The sequence below is a fragment of the Arthrobacter sp. AQ5-05 genome (assembly GCF_003287975.1).
Taxonomy (GTDB): domain Bacteria; phylum Actinomycetota; class Actinomycetes; order Actinomycetales; family Micrococcaceae; genus Paeniglutamicibacter.
Window position 1 is genome coordinate 58835 of sequence record NZ_QMKQ01000003.1, and the last position, 22604, is coordinate 81438.

Sequence of the window (22604 nt, forward strand, 5' to 3'; positions counted from 1 at the left end):
ACTTGCTGGAACCATTAGGCACTACCTCTCAATCCCTTGGTGGAGGAAAACGGCATGAAGGATCACGGCCTGCGCATCTTGCGTGGCTGGATTGGTGCATTGATTTGCACCTGCCTTGCCGCTGCCTCCCACACCGCCGTGGACGGGGTCATGCCGCCGCCGGCCATCCTCGGGCTCCTGCTATGCATCAGCGCCGTCATTTGCACGGCCTTGGCTTCGGGCAAGAGCTCACTGATGCGCACCGGCCTGGCCGTGTTGCTGAGCCAGGGCGCCTACCATGGCGCATTTGTCCTGTTCGGCCACCAGCACCAGGGGGCCGGGCTCATCGGTGAAGCCGGGACCCATGCCGTGCACGCAGGACACGGCCTGGAACTGGGCCTTGATCCAACCGTGGCTGCCGCAACCGCCGCCGACTCGCCCGCGGGCTGGCTGATGACTGCCGCACACGTGGTTTCCGCAATCGTGACCATCGTGGCCATGCGCCGGGGTGAGATCGCAGCCCGCACATTTGCCGAGGCCATCTCCCTGTACGTACCGCGCCTGGTCCTCTTCGTGCGCGGGCTGCAGGCAAGTCGGGGCAAACAGCCATTGCTCGGGGTTGCCTATCGCATGCTGGTCCTGCGTGACGTGCTGCGTCCGGCCCTGCACCGCCGTGGTCCTCCGCGGGGACCTGCTTTCGCATACCCGTAAAGCAGCCCCCAACTTTCTGCGAGCCAACATCGCCGCGGAGAAAAGGACCACGTACACCATGAATGAAGCAATCCGAGCCCCACACGCCGCCACTCGAATCGGCGTACTCGTCGCCGCCGTGCTGTTGTGCCTGATGACCGTCTTCGGCGTATCAAGCGCCCAGGCACACGACGAACTTGTTTCCTCCACACCGGCCAGCGGAGAGGTGCTAAAGACGGCGCCCAAATCCCTGGTGCTGACCTTCAGCGGAGACATCAAGAAGATCGGCACGATCCTTGAACTCTCGGATGGCAAGGGAAACAGCGTCGATACCACCTTTGCGATCGACCGCCGGGAAGTCACCGTCACCCCGTCCACCACCTTGGCCAACGGAGACTACACCCTCATTGCCCGGGTGGTGTCCTCGGACGGGCACCCGATAGACAAGAAGATCGCCTTCGAGGTCAACGACCCGGCGGCCGTGGCCAGCAGCGCACCGGCAACCGCGAGCGCTCCGGCAGCGTCCGCTGCGCCGAGCGCCACGCAGTCGACACAGCCGAGCGCCGAGGCCAGCGACACCACCACACCGGTTGCCGGCATGCCCGCGGGCCTGGTCTGGGCCATCATCGGCGTTGCCGGGATCGGCATCATCGCCCTGGTGCTGCTGAAGGTCCGCCGCCAGACCAAGTAGCCGCCCGGCCACACCCCGCCAAGCCCGCCACAAGGGCACCGATGCCCGGGCACCAGCGCGTGCCGGGGCAACGGGAGACGCTTCGCGGCACGGTGGCGACACGACCTTCCCCCTGAACCGGCGTCGGCTTCCACCATCGGAAGCCGATGCCTTGCGGGCAACGCCCACGCTCAGTCTTGGCGTGCCCACAGCCCAGAATTTTGGAGAGTTTCCCATGAACTTCAATATCCTCACCCACCGCTTCACCGCACCCCTCGCTGCCGCATCCATGGCCGGCCTGCTGCTGAGCGGATGCGCAGTTTCCGGCGCATCCGATGCGGCCACCCGGAATGGAAACGCCACCGAAGCCGACTCGCTGCAGATTTCCGAATCCTGGATCAAGGCAGCCAGTGACGGGATGACCAGCGGATTTGCCGTGCTGGAAAACCCCACGGACCGTCCGGCAGCGCTCGTCAAGGTCGACTCGACCCTAGCCGGCAGCACCGAGCTGCACGACATGGAAGGCTCAGGCACCGCCATGAGCATGAAGGAGCTTGACGGTCCGCTGGAGATCCCCGCTCATTCAACCATCGAGCTTGCCCCGGGCGGCAAGCATGTGATGCTGATGGATCTGAAGCAGGAGCTCGAGGTCGGTCAAAGCCCGGCCCTGAGATTCACCTTCGGCGACGGCAGCACCCGCGAGGTCCCCTTCGAGATCAAGAGCTTCACCGGGGCCAAGGATTCCTATGCACCGGAGGCCGACGAATCGGGCCACGCAGGTCCCACGGAAGGGGACGAGCATGCCGGTCACTGACACGGCCCATGGGAAGGGCACCCGCGTCCCCTCGCGCCGCGGCCTGCTGCTCGGCTCGGCGGCAGCCGCTGTGGGTGCCGCGGCGGGATTCTCCGCCGCGGGCCTTCCACTCGGCGCGGCTGCCGCCGAGCCGGACAAGGCGCTGCACGGCTCGGACACCATTGCGTTTCACGGGCAGCACCAACCGGGAATCACCACCCCTGCCCCGGCATTTGCCACATTCCTGGCCCTGGACCTGATCCCGGAACCGGGGGCCCATGAGGCAGCAACGCGTGACGCGCTGGCCCGGACCTTGAAGATCATCAGTGACGACGCATCCCGCCTCATGGCCGGCCGTGGCATCCTTGCCGACACCGAACCGGAAATGGCGGCAAACCCGGCCAGACTCACCCTCACGGTGGGGCTGGGGCAGCACGCCGTGGCCATCCTGAACCCGGACCTGGTGCCCGGGTGGCTGAAGGACCTTCCCCGCTTCTCCGTTGACCGGCTGGAGAAGGCCTGGGGCCAAAGCGACGTGCTGGTGCAAGTCTGCGGGGACGACCAAATCTCGCTGCTGCACGCCCGCCGGGCCATCCAAAAGGACCTGCGCACCCTGGCCAAAACACGGTGGGTGCAGGACGGATTCCGACATTCGCGCGGCACCATGCCCGAGGGGGCCACCATGCGCAACCTGTTCGGGCAGAAGGACGGCACCGGGAACCCCGTCGATGCCATGCTTGAGCGAGCAGTGTTCGGCGACGAGGGGCTCGAGCCCTGGGTGGAGGGTGGAACCTCGCTGGTGCTGCGGCGCATCGAGATGGACCTGGAAGCCTGGGACGAGGTGGACCGCCCGGCCCGGGACTTCTCCCTGGGGCGCCGCCAGTCCGACGGCTCACCGCTGACCGGGGAGCACGAGTTCGACACCCCCGACCTGCGGGTGCGCGACGCCGCGGGGTTCCCGGTGATTTCGGCCGATTCGCATGTGGCCCGATCGCAGGCCCGCGAGGCGGACGAAAAAATCCTGCGCCGCGGCTACAACTACCTCGACGGCACCAAGGCGGGATTGCTCTTTGCCTCCTACCAATGCGACGTCGATCGCCAGTTCGTCCCCATCCAGCAACGCTTGGATGCGGCCGACCTGCTCAACGAGTGGACCACACCGATAGGGTCCGCGGTCTACGCGATCCTTCCGGGGTGCCGCGAAGGATCTTTCCTGGGCAAGGAACTGCTCGCCACCTGATCCCCGGGTGCCGGTCCCGAGGTGCCGGCAGGTGGCGTGAGCCACCTTGGCGCCTCGGGACCTGGCAATCGGTGGGAGAATGGATCGGCGAGGAAGCTGAGAGGACATTGTGAACAAGTCACGGAACACGCAGGCCACGGCCACCAAGGTCGAGGCATCGATGCCAGGCAAGAGGCTCTGGCTCCTGCTGACCCTTCCCGCACTCGTTGTCGGGGTGCTGGTGATCATTGCGGCCAGCTATTTTGCCGGTACCGCCCAGACCAGTGAGCTGGGGGACCCCGGGCCCTTCGTGCGTTGGGCGCTGCCCGCCGCCAAGGCGCTTCACCACTCCTCGATGGCCATCACGATCGCCGCCCTGGTTTTCGCCGCAACCATCCTGCCGCGTTCCACCCGGCCCAAGCGCCCGGAACCGGGCACGCACGACACCGACGGCGGCCAAACCCACCCCGTCTTTGCCCGCACCATGAACCTGGCCGCCGCTTCCGGAATGGTCTGGACTGTGTCTGCGGCCGCGGTGCTGGTCTTCACCTTCTGGGACCTGGTCGGCAAGCCGATGAGCGCCGACCCCAGCTACACCTCCGCCATGCTCGACTACGTCCTGAACATCTCCGTGGGCCGGGCCTGGGCCTGGATGATCGTGATTGCCGCGATCACCTCCTCCCTGGCCTTCGGCGTGCGCTCCCCGGCCTGGGTCGGGGCCACGACCGCCTTCTCCTTCGCCGGGATCCTGCCGATGTCGCTGATCGGCCACGCCGCCGGCGGAGACGACCACTGGGGTGCGGTCAACTCGATCATGTTGCACCTGGCCGGGGTGTGCCTGTGGTTCGGCGGCATCGTGGTGCTGGCCGCGCTGGCACCGCTGCTGGCAACCAAGGCCCCGGGACGCTTTACCGGCACCCGGCCGATCCTGGCCGGCACCGTGCTGCACCGATTCTCCGCGCTGGCCACCATCTCCATCATCCTGGTTGCCGGCTCCGGCGTCGTGAACGCGACCATCCGCATCACCGACTGGGACCAGTGGATGACCCCCTACGGATGGCTGGTGATCGCCAAGACCCTGGCCACCATCGCCCTGGGCGCGCTGGGCCTGGCCCACCGCCGCCGGGTCATCCCCGCGCTGGAAGCCGGAAAGCTTGCGGCAACCCGCGCGGCCTGGCTGGTCGTGGGAGCCGAAACCATCATCATGGCCACGGTCATGGCCCTGGCCACCGTGCTGGCCCGCACCGCGCCGCCCACCCCCGACACCGCCCCGGTGCTGCCCACCCCGGCACGACTGCTCACCGGGTACGAACTGCCCCCGGAGCTGACCAACTCCAGCTGGATGGAGGTCTGGCGCTTTGACTGGCTGTGGATCGCCATCGTGCTTTTCCTGGCGATCGCCTACCTGTGGGCCGTGGTGACGGTGCGCCGGCGCGGAGACAAATGGTCGATCCTGCTGACCATCTCCTGGCTCCTCGGACTGACGGCCCTGTTCTACTTCACCTCGGGCGCGCTGGCCGTCTACGGCAAGATCCTGTTCTCCGTGCACATGGTGGACCACATGGCCCTGACCATGGTGGCCCCGCTGCTCCTGGTGGTCGGATCGCCCGTCACCCTGGCGTTGAAGGCACTGGGCTCGCGCACCGACGGAACCCGTGGGCCCCGTGAATGGATCCTGGTGCTGGTGCACTCGAAGTTCTCTGCCGTCGTCACCAACCCGCTCTTTGCCGCGGCCAACTTCGCCGGTTCCATCATCATCTTCTACGAATCCTCGGCCTTCGGCTTCGCGCTGCGCAACCACATGGGCCACGAGCTGATGAACCTGCACTTCCTCATCACCGGGTACCTCTTTGCACTGTCCATGATCGGCACCGACCCCGTCCCGAAGCGGGCACCGTATCCGCTGCGCCTGGTGATCCTGCTGGCCACCATGGCCTTCCACGCCTTCTACGGCGTCTCCATCATGAGCTCCACCTCGCTCTACCAGGCCGACTGGTTCGGCAACATGGGCAGGACCTGGGGCGAGGGCGCGCTGGCCGACCAGCGGCTGGGTGCCGGGGCCATGTGGGGGATCGGGGAGATCCCGACGCTGCTGCTGGCGCTGGGCGTGATGGTGTCCTGGAACCGGGACGACACCAAGGAATCCAAGCGGAAGGACCGGCAGGCGGACCGCGACAACGACGCGGAACTGCACGCCTACAACGAGATGTTTGCCCAATTGAAGAAGCAGGACGAGGAGATTGTGCGCCGTGGCCGCTAGGACCAAGACGGGTGCCTTGCGCACCCTTGCCCTGACCCTTGCCCTGGGGCTGGCACTTGCCGGCTGCGCCGGGGCCCCGCAAGCCGTGGAACTGCCCGAGGGGCACGCGCCGCTGCCCGCTGACGCCTCCGCCGCAACGCCCAGTGCTGGGGCCGCGGAACTGAACGTCTCCGAACTCTCGGTGGCCTCGGGCATCTCCATGGCCGCACGGCTGGGATTCGACAAGGCCCGGGTGATATCCGGGACCGAACTCACCGACCTGAAGAAGGCCCCCGAGGACACCCTGGGCGGGGTTGCGGTGCTGCCCACCCAATGCGCGGATGTCATCGAGTCGCTGAACTGGTCCCCGGTGCAAATGGGTGCCGAGGGCGCGCGGACCGACTTCCTGACCGAGAAGATCCCAGCCACCGGATCGGTCGAGGTCGCGAAGATCACCGACAAATCGGCGCTGGAGGCCCACTACGCCACGGTCCTGGCGATGCTCACCGAATGCAAGAAAGTGACCCTGCACCAGGAAACCGAGACCGTTCCCTTCACCACCGAGAAGCCGGTGCTGAAGGACGGGGACGCGGATTCGGCAATCCTGTGGACCCGCGGCAGGCAGGGCCAGGGAATGCGCCAGCAGGCCCTGGTGTTGATCAAGGCCAAGGGGGATTACGTGGGAATGGTTTCGTTCATTGCCGCCGACGGCCTGAATGCACCGGAGTTCAGCCAAATGGCGGCCCAGGTGCTCGACGCCGCCCTGACCCAGGCCCGCTAGCCAAGCGTCCGGATCGTCGCATCATGTCATGATGTCTGCTCCGGTTGGCAAAAACGGGATAATTGAATACAGCACAACGTCAGCCGACAAGCCCAGGAGCAGATCCATGACAGCAACCCCCAGCACCGGAACCGAATCCGTACGCACCTCCTACAAGGTCCGTGCCTCAGAACTGGTTGGCCGCAACTGGCTGAACACCGGGGGGAAGCAGCTGGCCCTGGAAGACTTCCGCGGGAAGATCCTGATCCTGGATTTCTGGACTTTCTGCTGCATCAATTGCCTGCACGTGCTGGACGAGCTGCGCCCGCTCGAGGCCAAGTACTCCGATGTCCTGGTGACCGTGGGTGTGCACTCCCCGAAGTTCGAGTACGAGGCCGACCCGGTCGCGCTGGCCGCCGCCGTGGAACGCTACGAAATCGAGCACCCGGTGCTGGACGACCCGGAGCTGGTCACTTGGCAGGCCTACGCCGCCCGCGCCTGGCCCACCCTGGTGGTCGTGGACCCCGAGGGCTACATCGTGGCCCACCTCTCCGGCGAGGGCCACGCCGCCGGCCTGGAATCCCTGGTCGAGGAACTCATCGCCGAGCACGAGGCCAAGGGCACGCTGCACCGCGGCACCGGCCCCTACGTGGCGCCGCCCGCCCGTGAGGGCGACCTGCGCTTCCCGGGCAAGGCCGTGGCGCTTCAAAACGGGAACTTCCTCGTCGGGGACTCGGGCCACCACCGCATCGTGGAACTGGGCAACGACCTGTCCACCGTGGTGCGCACCTTCGGCTCCGGCGTGAAGGGCTTCGCCGACGGGGACGCGGAAACCGCGCAATTCAACGAGCCACAGGGCCTGGCGCTGCTCCCGGCCGAGCTCGCCGCCACGCTGGGCTACCACGCGGTCATCGCCGACACCGTGAACCACCGCCTGCGCGGGCTGAACCTGCAGACCGGGAACGTGACCACGCTGGCCGGCAACGGCATCCAGCGGCTGCTCGACGCCGACCAGGCCCGCGCCGCTGTCGACGAGAACAACGAGGAGGCCTGGATCAGCGAGTTGGGCAGCGACCCGCTGGGCACCTCGCTGTCCTCCCCGTGGGACGTGCTGTGGAGCCCCAAGACCGGCGCCGTGGTCATCGCGATGGCCGGAACCCACCAGATCTTTGCCTTCAATCCCGTGACCTTCGCCCTGTCGGTCTTCGCCGGCACCGGCCTGGAGGGCCTGGCCGACGGCGGCCCGGAGGCCAGCTGGTTCGCCCAGCCCTCGGGCCTGGCCCTGGACAAGGAAGGGAACATCTGGGTCGCCGACTCGGAGACCTCCGCGCTGCGCCGCCTGGTGCTGGCCGATGACGGTTCGGTTGCGACCGTGGAATCGGCCATCGGCGCCGGACTCTTCGACTTCGGCTTCCGCGACGGCGCCGCCGCCGAGGCACGCCTGCAGCACCCGCTGGGCGTCGCTGCGCTGCCGGACGGCTCGATCGCCGTCGCAGACACCTACAACGGCGCGGTGCGCCGCTACGACCCGGCCACCGCCACCGTCAGCACGCTGGCCCGCGGCCTGAACGAGCCCGCGGACGTGCAGCTGGATTCCTCGGTGGACGGCGAACCGGTGCTGCTGGTCGTGGAGACCAACAACCACCAGCTGGTGCGCCTGCCGCTTCCCGCCGAGGCACTTCTCGTCGACGAGGGTGCCTCCCAGACCCAGCGCCCCAAGACCAAGGTCGCGGCCGGGGAGCACGCACTGACCGTGCGCTTCTCCGCGCCCACCGGGCAGAAGCTCGATGACCGCTGGGGGGATCCGACCCAGCTGAAGATCTCATCGTCCCCGGAGGAACTGCTGCTCTCCGGCGGCGGAACCTCCACCGGGCTGACCCGGACCCTGGAACTGAACCCGGACATCGCCGAGGGCGTCCTGCACATCACCGCGCGTGCGGCCGCCTGCGACGGCGAGCCCGGCGGGGAGATCCCCATGCACGCCGCCTGCCACCTCTACCAGCAGGATTGGGGCATCCCGGTGCTGGTGGATGCCGAGGGCGAGACCGAGCTGGTCCTGGACCTGCGCGGCATGGACAACTAGGCGACACGACCACGCGCCGATGCGAGGCCCGTCCCCCGAATCCAGGGGACGGGCCTCGCTCGTGTTTGAACGCCGGGACCCGGCGTTAGGCATCTCACCCGTCGCCGAGGCACCCAAGGTGACTCCCGTCATGGCGGGAATATTTCGGTCCACGTATTGTTAGCAATGCTAAGTAACTAATGAGGTCGAAACCCAAGACGCCGGATAAGCGGCGCGATGAAGGAGGATCCGTGGCCAGCCCGGATCAAGTGAACGAAACCGATAACGCCCCGAACCCCGTAAGAATGGCCCCCACCCGGGTCAGCAATGCCACCAACACCGGCGACCTTGCCGCGGAACTGCGCGTGGCCGTGATGAAGACATCCCGCCGCCTGCGCCTTGAATCAAGCTCCGATACGCTGACCCCCGCCCAGTACTCCGTGCTCGCGGGCCTGCGGACCGAAGAACACACCATTGGGGAGCTGGCCGGCCGCGAACAGGTCGCCGCCCCGTCCATGACCCGAATCGTCAAGGGCCTGCTGGAAGCTGGCCTGGTCACCCGCACCAGCAGCGAGCACGATGGGCGCCTGGTGATGGTGGCACTGAGCCCGGAGGGGCGCCGGGCCTTCCACGCGGCCCGCAACCAGCGCACCGCCTGGCTGGCCGTGCGCCTGGAATCGCTCGATGCCAAGGACCGGGCAACCCTGGCGCGGGCCGCGGCCCTGCTGCAGGAAATGAGCGCCAAATGAGCAAGATGTTCAGTGCCCTGAAGATCCCGAACTACCGGCTCTGGACCGCCGGCGCCCTGGTCTCCAACATCGGCACCTGGATGCAGCGTGTCGCCCAGGACTGGCTGGTGCTCACCATCCTGACCAACCACGACGGAACCGCCACCGGCATCACCACCGGTCTGCAGTTCCTGCCCATCCTGTTCCTGGGCCCGTTCGCCGGAGTGCTCGCGGATCGCATGAACAAGCGCAAGCTGCTGCTGATCACCCAGTCGTCCATGGGCGTCTTCGCCACCATCCTGGGCGTGCTGGTGGCCACCGGCACCGCCGAGCTCTGGCACGTGTACCTGCTGGCCTTCGGCCTGGGCGTGGCTAGCGCCTTTGACGCCCCGGCACGCCAGGCCTTCGTCTCCGAGCTCGTCCCGGCACGCGAACTGCCCAACGCGGTTGCCCTGAACAGCGCCTCGTTCAACCTGGCCCGCCTGGCCGGCCCCGGCGTCGCCGGGCTGCTGATCGCCGCCTTCGGCACCGGACCGGCATTCCTCATCAACGCCGCAAGCTTCGGGGCAGTGATCTTCTCGCTGGCCAAGATGCGCAGCGAACAGTTCCAGCCCACCATGCTGGTGGCCCGCCAGAAGGGCCAGATCCGCGACGGGCTGGCCTATGTGCGCAAGCGCCCGGACCTGCTGCTGATCTTCGCGCTGGCCTTTGTCGTGGCCACCTTCGGGCTGAACTTCCAGCTCACCAACGCCATGATGGCCACCGACATCTTCCACGTGGGGGCAGGGGCCTTCGGCCTGCTGGGAACCATCATGGCCGTCGGCACGCTCGCCGGAGCCCTGTTGGCCGCGCGCCGCGGCAAGCCGCGGATGCGCTACCTGCTGGGCGGGGCCGTCGGATTCGGTGCCATGGCCCTGATCGCCAGCTTCATGCCCACCTTCTTCTGGTACGCGGTGATGATGGTTCCGGTGGGACTGGCCTCGCTGACGTTCCTGAACAGCGCCAACACCATGATCCAGCTCTCGGTCGACCCCGCCTACCGCGGGCGCGTTTTGGGCCTCTACATCATGGTGGTCCAGGGCGGAACTCCGCTGGGCGCCCCCCTGGTGGGCTGGCTCGGCACCGAGTTCGGTGCCCGCTGGTCGGTCGGCAGCGGCGCGGTGCTCTCCCTGGCGGCCGGTCTCATCGCCGTGGTCGTGGTGTTGCGCCGGGCGCGCCGCACCCCGAAGCCGGGCACCGGGACCCCGGCCCGGCACAAGGCCGCGACAAGATCCCGGTCCAAGGTCCGCGCCCTGGTTCCCTTGCTGGGCAGATAGGGGCATCGGGCCCGGGGCCGGGAATGCTACTCGCTGGAGACCGGGGTGACCCGGACCTTGGTGGTGCTGGCCTTGAGCACTGCGGTGAACCCGAAGCTGTCATCCACGGTCTGCTCGGTGTACCGCCCGGTGCGCAGGTCCTGTTCGGTGACGTCCAAACGTGCCTTCACCGTCAGGGGGCGCAGGGCCCAGGAACCGTCGTAGGCAACGATCTCGGGAGAAGGGTAGTCAACGATGCTCCAGTGGATGGAATCCGAACGCACCCTCGCCGACGTGGAATAACTCATCGGGCAGCCCGCCGGCATGAGGACCTGCTGCTGCGCACAGTCATCCAGGTACGCGGTGATCTGCTTGTTGACCTCGTCGAGCAGCTTCTTGGTGGGCTGCGTGCGGAGCTTCACCTCGGTGGCCTTCTTCGAGAACTCGGTGACCGCCAGGCCGCGGGAATCGGCGCGGAAATTCGGGGTGGCGAAGCTGGTGTCGATGACGGCCGGAACAAACACCGGGACCGTCGTCTTGCCCTTGACCAGCGGGGCGGGACGCGAATTCACGACCACCTCGTTGGTGGTGTTCGCGGAGATCGCCACGGTGGGCAGCGTCGTGGGGACAAAAGACCAGTTCTCGAAAAACAGCCAGCTGCGGCCCGCGCGTTCCAGCTGGTAGGTCGATTGCTGCTGCACCCCGTGGATGGAGTAGGTCGCCGTGACGGTTGCAAGGTCATCGGCGCCGGTGACCCGTTCGGGCTTGCCCACCGTGAAGTCCTTGATATCGGCGCTGGCGGCCTTCAGGCCCTCGCCGTCAAGCAGCAGGGCATTGCCCTTGGGAACCGTGGCCTGGAGCAGCCCCAGCGCCGCGGCGCCTTCGCCGCGGGTGAGATGCGCGTGCAGTTCCTTGACCTTCTGGGCGGGCCCGAAGGTGTTGTGGTTGACCAGGGCGATGGCAGCAAAGGCCAGGACGGCCAGCACCACAAGGGCCGCCGCCCATGTGGCGGCGACCCTTGTGGGAGATAAACGTTCGCTCATTGTGTTCAAGGCTACCGGGAATCCGGCGTGGTTCGCGCCGACCCTCCCTAGCGGCGGCGGCGCCGCTTGGTGCCGAACATGCCGCGAAACAGCTCTCTGCCGATCATGTTTGCGGCCTGCAAGGCCATGTCAAGCACGGGATTGTCGGGTTTCGGCGCGGGAACCGGGGTGCCTGGACCGCGCTTGGGCGGATTTTTTGTTGCCACTGGTGGGTCGGGCATGGCGTAATCCGTGGCACCGGGTTCCGGTGCGGAACGCGGGATCGAGGAGGGGCGGCCCAGGATCGATTCCTCGATTTCTCGGGCCGCGGCGTCGATGTCCGCCTGGCTTTGCCCCGGCCCCGGAACCCGCGCGGCGACCGATCCGCCCGTGGGGACCCGGGCAGCAGCCGGCGTCCGGGCACCCGCGGTGAGTTTCTCATACGCGGATTCGCGGTCCACGGCGGTGCCGTAGACCTGCATCAGGGCGGAGGTGCCAATGATCCCGGAAACGACCTCGGCGGAGGAAGGGCCCATGGTTGATTCCGGGCTCCACATCCGGGTCCAGGCCACAGGGGTCGGGGCGCCCTTCTCGTTCATCACGGTGACCACCGCTTCACCGGTACCGGCCTGCGTCAGCGCCGCGTCCAGGTCGTAGTCGCTGGTGGGGAACGTGGAGATGGTCGCCTTCAGCGCCTTGGCGTCATCCGGGGTGAAGGCGCGCAGCGCGTGTTGGACGCGGTTGGCGAGCTGCCCGAGCACGTCCGCGGGGACGTCCTTGGGTGTCTGGGTCACGAAGAACACCCCGACGCCCTTGGAGCGGATCAGCCGGACCGTGGCGGTGATCGAGGTCAGGAACGCCTTGGAAGCCCCGTTGAAGAGCAGGTGGGCCTCGTCGAGGAAGAACACCAGCTTCGGCTTTTCCGGGTTTCCGACCTCGGGCAGCTCCGAGAAGAGGTCGGCCAGCAGCCAGATCATGAAGGTGGAGAAGAGCACCGGCTTTTCCATCAGCGTGGGCAGTTCCAGGACACTGATGACCCCGCGGCCATCAGGTGCCTGCCGCAGCAACTCGGCGGTGTCGAACTCCGGTTCGCCGAAGAAGGACTCCATGCCCTGGGCCTGCAGGGTGACCAGCTCGCGCAGGATCACCCCGGCGGTGGCCTTGGAGACCCCGCCAAGTCCCTCCAGTTCGGTCTTGCCCTCGTCGCTGGTCAAATGAGTGATGACCGCGCGGAGATCCTTCAGGTCGTGGAGCTCGAGGTCCTTGGTGTCCGCGTAGTGGAAGATCAGCTGCAGGCAGGATTCCTGGGTCTCGTTCAAGTCCATGATCCGCGAGAGCAGCAGCGGGCCGAAGGAGGAGATCGTGGCCCGGATCGGGATCCCCTGCCCGTCCCCGCCCAAGGAGTAGTACTCCACGGGGAAGGACTTGGCTTCCCACGCCATGCCGACCGAGGCGGTTCGGGCGGCGAGTTTCTCGGTGGGTGTCCCGGGAGTGGACAACCCGGTGAGGTCCCCCTTGATGTCCGCCAGGAACACCGGGACCCCGTGGGAGGAGAGCTGCTCGGCCATCAATTGCAGGGTGATGGTCTTGCCCGTGCCGGTCGCGCCGGCCACCAGGCCGTGCCGGTTCATCATGCGCAGCGGCAAGCGGACCTGCGCCTCGGGGAAGAGCTGGTCATCGACCAGTGCAGCCCCCAGGATCACGGCCGGGCCCTCGAAGGCGTAACCGGCGGTTATGGTTTCCACGTGCTGGGATGTCGTCATCTTGGCCATGTCCATAGCCTACGGTCTGTAACGCGTCAGTGGTGGTGGGAGCTCCAATTCTTTTCCCGTAGCGGCGGCGGTCCCTAGAACGGGTTGAGCAGGCGGTGCACGAACTGCTTGGTGCGCTCGTTCCGCGGGTTGCGCAACACCACCTCGGGATGTCCGCGCTCGACGACCACGCCCTGGTCCATGAACACGACCTCGTCGGCGACCTCCCGGGCGAAGGCCAGCTCGTGGGTCACCAGCACCATGGTCCAGTCCTCGTCGGCGAGTTCCTTGATCACTTTCAGCACGTCTCCCACCAACTCCGGGTCCAGGGCCGAGGTCGGCTCGTCGAAGAGCAGCAGCGACGGCTTCAGCGCCAGCGCACGGACAATGCCCACGCGCTGCTGCTGGCCGCCGGAGAGCTGGTGTGGATACGCATCGCGTTTCTCGGCCAGCCCTACCCGCGCAAGCAGCGACTCGGCCTCGGCGATCGCCTCGGCGCGCTTGCGGCGCTGGACCTGGACGGGCCCCTCGATGACGTTTTCCAGCACCGTCATGTGCGGGAAGAGGTTGTAGTTCTGGAACACCATGGCGCTGCGGGTGCGCAGCACCTGCGCCTGCTTCTGCGTGGTGCCCGGGGCGAAGGCCACCGCCGGCCCGCCGTCGAAGGCCACCTCGCCGCCGTCGGGGATTTCCAGGCCGTTGAGGCAGCGCAGCACCGTGGTCTTGCCGGACCCGGACGGTCCGATCAGCGCCAGCACCTGCCCCTTGCCGATCAACAGGTCAATGGACTTGAGCACCTGGTGCTCGCCGAAGCTCTTTTGCAGGTCGGTGGCCCTCAGCAGGGGCCGGGCGTTGCCGTGGTCAGTGTGCGACATAGCGGTCAAACCTTCTTTCCAGTCGGGTCTGGCCGGCCGAAAGCACCAGGCAGAGCACCCAGTAGACCATTGCCGCCTCGATGTAGATGAGCATGAATTCCTGGCTGAAGGCCGCGATTTCCTGGGCCCTGCGGAACAGCTCGGTCACCAGGATCAACGAGGCCAGCGAGGTGTCCTTGACCAGCGAGATGAAGGTGTTGGACAACGGCGGCACCGAGACCCGTGCCGCCTGCGGCAGGATGACCCGGCGCAGCGTGGTGGTCCGTGACATGCCGATGGTGTAGCCGGCCTCCCACTGCCCCTTGGGGACCGAAAGGATCGCGGCACGGATGACTTCGGCCGCGTATCCGCCGACGTTCAGCGAAAAGGCGATGATTGCGCTGGGCCACGGGTTCAGCGTCAGCCCGATGGAGGGCAACCCGTAGAAGATCACGAACAGCTGGACCAACAGCGGGGTTCCGCGGATCACGGAGATGTAGGCCCGGGCCAGGAAGGAAACCACCGGGTTGCGGCTCAGCCGCATCAACGCCATCACCAGGGCGATGGCCAGCCCAATGGCAAAGCTTGCCAGGGACAGGGGAATGGTGCTGCTCAGCCCGCCCAAAACGATGGGCCAGAGTGAATCACCGAAGAGTTGCCAATCGATTTGCATGTGCCGGACTCCTTGGAAAGACGGGGTCGTGGACCGCTTGGCAGCGGCCCGCGGCCCCGCCGGGAACTACTTGGTGACGTCGGCCCCGAAATACTTCTCGGAGATCGTGGACAGGGTCCCGTCGCTCGAGAGCTCATCGAGCGCCTTGTCCACGGCCTTGACCAGGTCCTCGCTGCCCTGGCGGAAGGCCATGGCGCTGAGCGACTTCTCGGCGGTCTCGGCGGCGATCTTGATTCCGTCGTCCGGTTTGGTCTGCTGCGCGTCCAGGTAAGTGAGCTTGTCGTTGATGGTGGCATCCACGCGGCCCTGCTTCAGCAACGTGATCGCCTGCGCCCAGCCCTCGACTGCCTCGACGTTCGCCCCGGAGTCCTTGGCCAGCTGTTGCCAATTGCTGGTCAGGGACTGGGCGGTGGTCTTGCCCTTCAAATCCGCGAAGGAGGAAATGTCGGTATTGCCGGATTTGGTCACGATCACCCCGGTGCTCACGGTGTAGGGCTTGGAGAACTCGTACTTGGCCTCGCGCGCCGGGGTGATGGAGACCTGGTTGGCGATCACGTCGAAGCGCCCGGCTTCCAGCCCGGCAAAGATCGCGTCCCACTGGGTCTCCTCGAACTGCGGCTTCACACCCAGCTTCTGGGCCACGGCGGTGACAACCTCCACGTCGAAGCCGGTCAGCGCCCCGGTGCCTCCCTCGTGGAAGGAGAACGGCTTGTAGGTTCCCTCGGTGCCGATCTTCAGCACCCCGGCATCCTGGACCTGCTTGAGCGTCACGCCGGTCGCGGTGCCGCTGGCGGCAGGGGAACCCGATGGTTCGGTGGAGCCGCTGCAACCGCTGACCGACACGGCGAGCAATGCGGCGGTTGCCAGGGCGATGATGTGGCGCTTCATGGGAAACGGTCCTTTCGGTCACGGTCGTTCACCCGCCGACCGGCACCTGCCGTCTTGAAGGTAGCAAGGCGGGTATCTGATGCCGAACAAGTGAACCTTGCTCAGACGCTAACACGGAGGCCGGAATCGCATAAGCCTTTTGTTCCGAAGTGCGTCGCGACTTCGCCTCCTGGCCCGCAATCCGGGGTGGATCAGGGAGAACAGGTCAGGAAAGGAGCAGCGGAACGAGCATCATGGCAGGGACCGCCACGATGGTGGTGAGCAGGACGGTGTCCTTGGCCAGGACGATGCCGCGCTCGTAGCGCGAGGCGGTGACGAAGATGTTCTGGGCCGTGGGCAGCGCGGCCATGATGACCGAGACAAACACCGCGTAGCTGTCCAGACGGAACACCCACACGGCCAGCGCCCAGGCGACCACGGGCTGGAACACCAGCTTCATGCCGGTGGCCACCAGCGTGTCGGCCCTCCGGCCGCCGGCGGCCTCCAGGGGCTTGGAGCCCACCAGCGAAATGCCGAAGGCAATGAGCATGGCCGGGATCGAGGCCCCGGCGATCAGCTCGATGGGGTCGGCCAGCGGCTGGGGGAGCTTGATCTCGAACAACGCACACACCAGTCCGGCCAGCGAACCGACGATCATCGGGTTTTTCAGGGTCTGGACCATCATCGAAAACACCGTGGTGCGGTGCCGTGAGGTGCTGGCATCCAGGATGGCCAGGCAGACGGGGGAGTACAGGGCCAGCTGCCACAGGATCACCGGCGCCGCGTGCGCCATGTCGCCCAGCACGTACAAGGCAATGGGCAACCCGAGGTTGGCCGAGTTCACGGTGGAGGCACTCATGGCGCCGATGGTCGACTCGGTCAAGTCCCGCCGCAGCCACCAGCGGGTCACCAGCACGAAGGCGATGGCGGTGGCCAGCGAGGAAAGTGCTGCAACACCCAGGAACGGGCCAAGCACCGAGGCGGGGTCGGAGTCGGCCAGGGTGGTGAACAGCAGGGCGGGGCTGGCGACGAAGAAGGTCAGGCGGTTGAGCACATAGCGCGCGTCGTCCCCCAGCACACCGGTTCTCCCGACCAGGTACCCCACGGCAATGACGGTCCAGACCACGGCAAAACCAGAGAGTACTCCGCTCATGAGCTTTCAGGGCCCGCTTCCCGCTGTTGGTGGCCACGCACTGCGCGAATGCCTTAACGACGTGGGACCCGGCCACCGGCCGGGTCCCACGTCGTTTGCGAGCGGGCGACGGGAATCGAACCCGCGTGTCCAGCTTGGGAAGCTGGCGCTCTACCATTGAGCTACGCCCGCAGTGCTCCGGGGAGTCTATTGACCGCCCGGGCAAAAAACAGCATATCCCAAGGTGGGGTGCGAAAACCTAATCGGCGATCCCGGGCGCGTCAAAAAGCGGTGTCCGGGGCGGGGGCCGTCTTGGGCAGGAACGGACGGGACAGGGGCTCGGCCAGGCGGGCCGCCACGGGACCGAGGACCGCCAGCAGCAGAACGTAGGCGGTTGAGAGCGCGGCAAGCTCCCCGGTGATCGCCCCGGAGGCGACGGCCAGGCCTGCAATGACAATGGAGAATTCGCCGCGCGCAATCAACGCGAGACCGGCGCGGATGCGCCCGGGGACCCCGATTCCGACGCGCTTGGCGGCCCAGACGCCGGTGGCGACCTTGGTCAGCGAGGTGACCACGGCCAGCAGGATCGCCATGGGAAGCACCGCGGGAATCGTGGTGGGGTCGGTGTTCAACCCGAAGACCACGAAAAACGTGGCGGCGAACAGATCGCGCAGCGGCTCGAGGACCTTGGTCGCCGAGTGGGCGGTGGACCCGGAAATCGCGATGCCGAGCATGAATGCGCCCACCGCCGCGGAGACCTGCAGGGCCGAGGCGAGCCCCGACACCAGCAGGGCCGCACCGATGAGCTTGAGCAGGAAGTTTTCGCGGTCCGAGGAGTGGATAAGTCGGGAGATCTGCGGACCGAAGCGCAACGCCGCCAACAAGACCAGGGTGATGGTGCCCAACGCGATTCCCACGGCCCGCAACCCGCCCAGGAAGCTGAGCCCCGCCAGAGTCGCGGTGAGCACCGGCAGGTAGATGGCCATGGCCAGGTCCTCGAGCACCAGGATGGAGAGCACCACCGGTGTTTCCCTGTTGCCCAGCCGGCCCAGGTCCGAGAGGACCTTGGCAATGATGCCGGAGGAGGAGACATAGGTGACCCCGCCCAGGACCAGCGCCCCGGGAAAGCCCCAGCCCATGAGCAGGGCCAGTCCGGCGCCAGGGGTGAAATTCAGGACCAGGTCCACGACCCCGGCGAGCCAGGACCCCTTCAATCCGGTGACAAGTTCGCGGGCGGTGTATTCCAGCCCCAACATCAGCAGGAGCAGGATCACCCCGATCTCGCTGGCGATCTCCCCGAACTCGGTGATGCCCGCCAGATTGACCACCCCGCCGCTGCCAAAGAGCAACCCGCCGAGCAGGTACAACGGAACGGGGGACATGCCGACCCTGGCGGCCAGCCTCCCCAACAACCCAAGCCCCAAGAAAACGGCGCCAAGCTCAACCAATATCAGCGCAGTGCCGTCCATGCCCCGTGCACCTTTCCCTTATCCGTCGTTGATCAGGTGCGCTGCGTTTTCCAAACCTGCAGAGGTTCCGACAATGACCAGTACGTCCCCGGCGTTGAGCTCGAAGCCGGGGCTGGGGGAGGGGAAGACGCTGCCGCTGCGTGAGATCGCGACGACGGAGGCGCCCGTGCGGGTGCGCAGGTGCGTGTCACCGAGAGTCTGGTTCACGTACGGGCTTTCGTGGCTGAGCACGAATTGCTGCGTGTTGACCCCGGGCAGATCCCGGTGCTGGTCCGACAGCTGGGTGACCAGCTGCGGGGCACCGAGCATGGCGCCGATGGCCCCGGCCTCTTCGGTGCTCAACGGTATTGCCGCCGCACAGGCGTCCGGGTCCTCGCGCTGGGAAATGATCAGCTGCATGGTTCCGTCACGCAGGATCACCACGCCCACCCGGCGGCCGGACGCGAGGGTGATTTCGCGACGGACGCCGAGGCCGGGCAGCGACGTATCTTCAAAATTCATGCTCCCACTCTAGTCCGCGCTTCAGCCAAAATGCAGGAGCGCGGATCCGCGGGCGGGCGGGATGAACCCTGGGCCTACTTCGAGGGCTTCTTGAGGCTGCCGTCGAGGTTGAATTCCTGGCGGATGGTCTTGACCCCGGCGGCGTCGATCTCCAGGCAGAGCTCGTGGCCCGGGTTGATGACCAGCCCGGTGTCTTGCAGCGAGCGGATGATGGTGCCGCCCAGCAGCTGCACTCCGTAGGGCGCGACATCGATGTAGGCGCCCGGGATTCGGGCCAGGTGGGTGAACAGGGCGATGACAGGTTCGCCGGCGGCGTTCTGCAGCAGCATCGGCTGCGCGTTGGTGGTTTCGCCGGAGACCGCCTCGCGGCTGAGGAAATACACTTCCGAGTTCATGAAGCTGGCGATGACCTGTCCGTTCAGCGCCGGATCATTCTGAGCGGCACGGATCATCATCTCCAGGTGGGTGGCCGGCTCGTTGCCGACGGTCGTCGGTTCGATGCCCAAGGCCGCCTGGATGTCCTCGGCGTTGGTGCTGGTCTTGGCTTGCTCGTTCTCTTCGCTCATGTCCCCAAGCATGTCGACTAAGCGACCGGCGGCGCAACCCGATGTCTGGTTGGAGGGCCAACCGTTCTAGAGTGGAGGGACAAAATTGTTTCTGTTGCAAGGAAGCCTGATGCCCGAATTCCAGTACGAAGACCTCTTGCCCATCGGGGCGGACGAGACCACCTACCGCCAGATTTCCACCGAAGGCGTACGCACCATCGAGGGTCCGGGCGGCCGGACGTACCTCGAGGTCGACCCCGAGGCGCTCGAACTGCTGGCCTCCACCGCACTGCACGACATCTCGCACTACCTGCGTCCGGCGCACCTGCAGCAGCTTCGCAACATCCTCGATGACGAGGAAGCCAGCCCGAACGACAAGTTCGTCGCCCTGGACCTCTTGAAGAACGCGAACATCGCCGCCGGCGGCATCCTGCCCATGTGCCAGGACACCGGAACGGCAATCGTCATGGGCAAGCGCGGCCAGCAGGTGCTGACCCAGGGCCCGGATGAGAAGGACCTTTCCAAGGGCATCTACAACGCCTACACCACGCTGAACCTGCGCTACTCGCAGCTGGCCCCGCTGACCACCTGGGAAGAAAAGTCCACGGGCAACAACCTGCCGGCGCAGATCGAGCTGTACGCTGACACCACCCCGGGGCATGAGAACCAGTACAAGTTCCTCTTCATGGCCAAGGGCGGCGGCTCGGCGAACAAGTCCTTCCTGTACCAGGAGACCAAGGCCATCCTGAACCCGAACGCGATGCTGCGCTTCCTTGATGAGAAGCTGCGCTCGCTGGGCACCGCCGCGTGCCCCCCGTACCACCTGTCCATCGTCATCGGCGGAACCTCCGCAGAATTCGCGCTGAAGACCGCCAAGTACGGTTCGGCCAAGTACCTGGACAACCTGCCGACCACCGGTGCGATCACGGGCCGCGGTTTCCGCGACACCGAGCTGGAGGAGCAGGTCCTGGAGCTGACCCGCAACTTCGGCATCGGCGCCCAATTCGGCGGCAAGTACTTCTGCCACGACGTGCGCGTGGTGCGCCTGCCCCGCCACGGCGCCTCGCTGCCGGTCGCCATTGCCGTCTCGTGCTCGGCCGACCGCCAGATGCTGGCCAAGATCACCCCCGAGGGCGTGTTCGTGGAGCAGCTGGAAACCGATCCGGCCCGCTTCATGCCCGACGAGGACCACCCGGCCATCGCCGCGCACGACAACGAGACCGACGGGGTCACCGGCACCGGCGGCTCCTCGGTGGTGAAGATCGATCTGAACCAGCCCATGGAGCAGATCCTGGCCGAGCTGACCAAGCACCCGGTCAAGACCCGCCTGTCGCTGTCCGGACCGCTGGTGGTGGCCCGCGACATCGCGCACGCCAAGATCAAGGAACGCCTGGACGCCGGCGAAGACATGCCGCAGTATCTCAAGGACCACCCGGTCTACTACGCGGGCCCGGCCAAGACCCCCGAAGGCATGGCCTCGGGTTCCTTCGGCCCGACCACCGCCGGACGCATGGACTCCTACGTCGACCAGTTCCAGGCAGCCGGCGGCTCCATGGTGATGCTGGCCAAGGGCAACCGCTCCAAGGCGGTCACCGATGCCTGCAACACCCACGGCGGTTTCTACCTGGGCTCCATCGGCGGCCCGGCCGCCCGCCTGGCCCTGGATTGCATCAAGAAGGTCGAGGTCCTCGAGTACGAGGAGCTCGGCATGGAGGCAATCTGGAAGATCGAGGTCGAGGACTTCCCGGCCTTCATCGTCGTCGATGACAAGGGCAACGACTTCTTCTCCGAATCCTCCAAGCCGACGTTCACGGGCCTGCCGATCCGCAGCAAGTAGGCATCACGCATCGAACCCTCCGGGGTTCCACGGCACCTAGGCGGGGGTGCGGGCATCGCTGCCCGCACCCCCGCCGACGTCTTAAGGCCTTGCCTGTCCTTCGGATATCAGCCCCGGACGGTGAGCACGATCAGCAGCACGTTCAGCGACACCAGGAGCACGGAGATCAGGATCCCGGCCCCGGTCGTGAACCAGCGGTTGGCGTGCTCGCCCATGACGGCCTTGCGGGCAGTGAGGTTCACCAGCGGGATCAGCGCGAAGGGGATGCCGAAGGACAGGGCGACCTGGCTGATGATCAGCGCGAAGGTCGGCTCCACGCCGGAGGCCAGCAGGGCCAGGGCCGGGGCGAGGGTGATCAGGCGCCGGGCCAACAGGGAAATGCGCCGGTGCAGCAGCCCCGCCATGATCTCGGCACCGGCGTAGGCGCCCACCGCGGTGGAGGCCAGGCCGGAGGCCAGCAGGCCCACGGCGAAGAGCGTGGCGACCACGGGCCCCAGGGCAACCTCGAGCGCGGCGTGCGCCCCCTGAAGTGATTCGGTGCCCTCGACCCCGGCCAGGTTCACCGCCGCCAGCAGCAGCATTGCGACGTTGACCGACCCGGCGATGAGCATGGCGATCGAGACGTCCCAGCGCGTGGCCTTCAACAGCCGGGGGATGGAGCGGAGCAGCGGCTTGGAGCCGAAGCGGTCCCGCGCCAACGAGGAGTGGGCGTAGATCGCGTGCGGCATGATCGTGGCACCGAGGATGGACACGGCCAGCAGCACCGAGTTGGTGTCGGCGAAGCGGGGGACCAGCCCGCCGGCCAACCCGGCCGCCTCGGGCGGTGCGATGAACACCCCGGCGCAGAACCCCACGGCAATGACCAGCAGCAGGCCGATCACGATGCGTTCGAAGACCCAGGGGCCGCGGCGGGACTGGACCAGCAGAAGCCCCATGGAGACGACCCCGGTGATCAGGCCCCCGGCCAGCAGCGGCAAATCGAAGAGCAGGTAGAGGGCCACGGCCCCGCCGATGACCTCGGCGACATCGGTGGCCATGGCCACGGCCTCGGCCTGGAGCCAGTAGGCGATCCGGCCCGCCCGGCTGCCGAAGCGTTCGCGCAGCACCTCGGGCAGCGACTTTCCGGTCACCACTCCGAGTTTCGCCGAAAGGTACTGCACCAGCCATGCCATGATGTTGCCGCTGAGCACCACCCACACCAGCAGGTACCCGTATTGCGCCCCGGCGCTCATGTTGGCCGCGACGTTGCCCGGGTCCAGGTAGGCAACCCCGGCCACCAGGGCCGGGCCCAGCAGCCAGAGCAGGCGGCGGGTCGCCGGCAGGTGCGTGCCGGGGGTCGTGGATTGCCCCGTTGTTGCCGGGGCCTCGGGGGTGTCTTTCGCCATGGCTAAAGAATAGCTCGTTTTAGGCATGGCTAAAATACCTGGGTGGTTGGTGCGTGCCCGGCCTTGGCCGCCGCGGCAGGGACGGTTCACCCGGCGAAGCCTCGCCGGAAGGGAACGGGAAAGCCCCGTGGCG

General features: G+C 66.8%; 20 protein-coding genes and 1 tRNA gene. 10 read left to right on the forward strand and 11 right to left on the reverse strand.

What is annotated here, in order from left to right:
- Positions 1 to 54: 54 nt before the first annotated feature.
- The 9 genes from DQ353_RS04715 (at position 55) to DQ353_RS04755 (ending at position 10456) form a co-directional block, all read left to right on the forward strand.
- On the forward strand, positions 55 to 690 hold the full coding sequence (locus DQ353_RS04715; RefSeq protein ID WP_146755201.1) for a hypothetical protein: 636 nt from the start codon (positions 55 to 57) through the stop codon (positions 688 to 690).
- 58 nt (positions 691 to 748) lie between these two features.
- Complete coding sequence (locus tag DQ353_RS04720) at positions 749 to 1360, forward strand: copper resistance CopC family protein (protein WP_113761643.1); 612 nt, start codon at positions 749 to 751, stop codon at positions 1358 to 1360.
- A gap of 214 nt (positions 1361 to 1574) precedes the next feature.
- On the forward strand, positions 1575 to 2153 hold the full coding sequence (locus DQ353_RS04725) for a copper chaperone PCu(A)C (RefSeq protein WP_113761644.1): 579 nt from the start codon (positions 1575 to 1577) through the stop codon (positions 2151 to 2153).
- Positions 2140 to 3372, forward strand: a complete 1233-nt coding sequence (locus DQ353_RS04730; protein ID WP_113761645.1) for a Dyp-type peroxidase — start codon at positions 2140 to 2142, stop codon at positions 3370 to 3372. The genes DQ353_RS04725 and DQ353_RS04730 overlap by 14 nt, the downstream gene beginning before the upstream one ends.
- 109 nt (positions 3373 to 3481) lie before the next feature.
- Entirely contained in the window at positions 3482 to 5611 is a 2130-nt protein-coding gene (locus DQ353_RS04735) for a bifunctional copper resistance protein CopD/cytochrome c oxidase assembly protein (RefSeq protein ID WP_286166608.1), read from the forward strand.
- Positions 5601 to 6371 (forward strand): hypothetical protein, encoded by a 771-nt coding sequence (locus DQ353_RS04740; RefSeq protein ID WP_113761646.1) that lies wholly within the window; start codon positions 5601 to 5603, stop codon positions 6369 to 6371. Before DQ353_RS04735 ends, DQ353_RS04740 begins: the two co-directional genes overlap by 11 nt.
- A gap of 106 nt (positions 6372 to 6477) precedes the next feature.
- Entirely contained in the window at positions 6478 to 8433 is a 1956-nt protein-coding gene (locus tag DQ353_RS04745; protein WP_113761647.1) for an NHL domain-containing thioredoxin family protein, read from the forward strand.
- A 248-nt stretch (positions 8434 to 8681) separates the two neighbouring features.
- Positions 8682 to 9161: a MarR family winged helix-turn-helix transcriptional regulator gene (locus DQ353_RS04750; protein WP_286166609.1), complete on the forward strand. Its 480-nt coding sequence runs from the start codon at positions 8682 to 8684 to the stop codon at positions 9159 to 9161.
- The gene (locus DQ353_RS04755) at positions 9158 to 10456 is read left to right on the forward strand and encodes an MFS transporter (RefSeq protein WP_502696375.1); all 1299 of its coding nucleotides are present in this window, start codon (positions 9158 to 9160) and stop codon (positions 10454 to 10456) included. The genes DQ353_RS04750 and DQ353_RS04755 overlap by 4 nt, the downstream gene beginning before the upstream one ends.
- 26 nt (positions 10457 to 10482) lie before the next feature.
- On the opposite strand, the gene DQ353_RS04760 is transcribed toward DQ353_RS04755, so the two are convergent.
- The 10 genes from DQ353_RS04760 to DQ353_RS04805 all read right to left on the reverse strand — a co-directional run bounded on the left by DQ353_RS04760 (position 10483) and on the right by DQ353_RS04805 (position 19270).
- Positions 10483 to 11478: a hypothetical protein gene (locus DQ353_RS04760; protein WP_146755202.1), complete on the reverse strand. Its 996-nt coding sequence runs from the start codon at positions 11476 to 11478 to the stop codon at positions 10483 to 10485.
- Between the two features lie 47 nt (positions 11479 to 11525).
- Positions 11526 to 13229 (reverse strand): helicase HerA-like domain-containing protein, encoded by a 1704-nt coding sequence (locus DQ353_RS04765; protein ID WP_113761650.1) that lies wholly within the window; start codon positions 13227 to 13229, stop codon positions 11526 to 11528.
- Between the two features lie 74 nt (positions 13230 to 13303).
- On the reverse strand, positions 13304 to 14083 hold the full coding sequence (locus tag DQ353_RS04770; protein WP_113761651.1) for an amino acid ABC transporter ATP-binding protein: 780 nt from the start codon (positions 14081 to 14083) through the stop codon (positions 13304 to 13306).
- Complete coding sequence (locus DQ353_RS04775; RefSeq protein ID WP_113761652.1) at positions 14070 to 14735, reverse strand: amino acid ABC transporter permease; 666 nt, start codon at positions 14733 to 14735, stop codon at positions 14070 to 14072. Before DQ353_RS04775 ends, DQ353_RS04770 begins: the two co-directional genes overlap by 14 nt.
- Positions 14736 to 14801: 66 nt before the next feature.
- On the reverse strand, positions 14802 to 15623 hold the full coding sequence (locus DQ353_RS04780) for an amino acid ABC transporter substrate-binding protein (protein WP_113761653.1): 822 nt from the start codon (positions 15621 to 15623) through the stop codon (positions 14802 to 14804).
- A gap of 205 nt (positions 15624 to 15828) precedes the next feature.
- Positions 15829 to 16755: an AEC family transporter gene (locus tag DQ353_RS04785; RefSeq protein WP_113761654.1), complete on the reverse strand. Its 927-nt coding sequence runs from the start codon at positions 16753 to 16755 to the stop codon at positions 15829 to 15831.
- A gap of 100 nt (positions 16756 to 16855) precedes the next feature.
- Positions 16856 to 16926: transfer RNA gene (locus DQ353_RS04790), tRNA-Gly, on the reverse strand.
- Positions 16927 to 17015: 89 nt separating this feature from the next.
- Positions 17016 to 18203, reverse strand: a complete 1188-nt coding sequence (locus DQ353_RS04795; RefSeq protein ID WP_113761655.1) for a cation:proton antiporter — start codon at positions 18201 to 18203, stop codon at positions 17016 to 17018.
- Between the two features lie 18 nt (positions 18204 to 18221).
- Positions 18222 to 18704 carry a cation:proton antiporter regulatory subunit gene (locus tag DQ353_RS04800; RefSeq protein ID WP_113761656.1) on the reverse strand — a complete coding sequence of 161 codons (483 nt, stop codon included), beginning with the start codon at positions 18702 to 18704 and terminating at the stop codon, positions 18222 to 18224.
- 74 nt (positions 18705 to 18778) lie between these two features.
- On the reverse strand, positions 18779 to 19270 hold the full coding sequence (locus tag DQ353_RS04805; protein WP_181578247.1) for an SseB family protein: 492 nt from the start codon (positions 19268 to 19270) through the stop codon (positions 18779 to 18781).
- Between the two features lie 109 nt (positions 19271 to 19379).
- Between DQ353_RS04805 and DQ353_RS04810 the strand changes: the two genes are divergently transcribed.
- Entirely contained in the window at positions 19380 to 21086 is a 1707-nt protein-coding gene (locus DQ353_RS04810) for a fumarate hydratase (protein ID WP_113761658.1), read from the forward strand.
- 107 nt (positions 21087 to 21193) lie between these two features.
- On the opposite strand, the gene DQ353_RS04815 is transcribed toward DQ353_RS04810, so the two are convergent.
- Positions 21194 to 22471, reverse strand: coding sequence for an Nramp family divalent metal transporter (locus DQ353_RS04815; protein ID WP_113761659.1), 1278 nt, complete (start codon positions 22469 to 22471; stop codon positions 21194 to 21196).
- Positions 22472 to 22604: the final 133 nt, after the last annotated feature.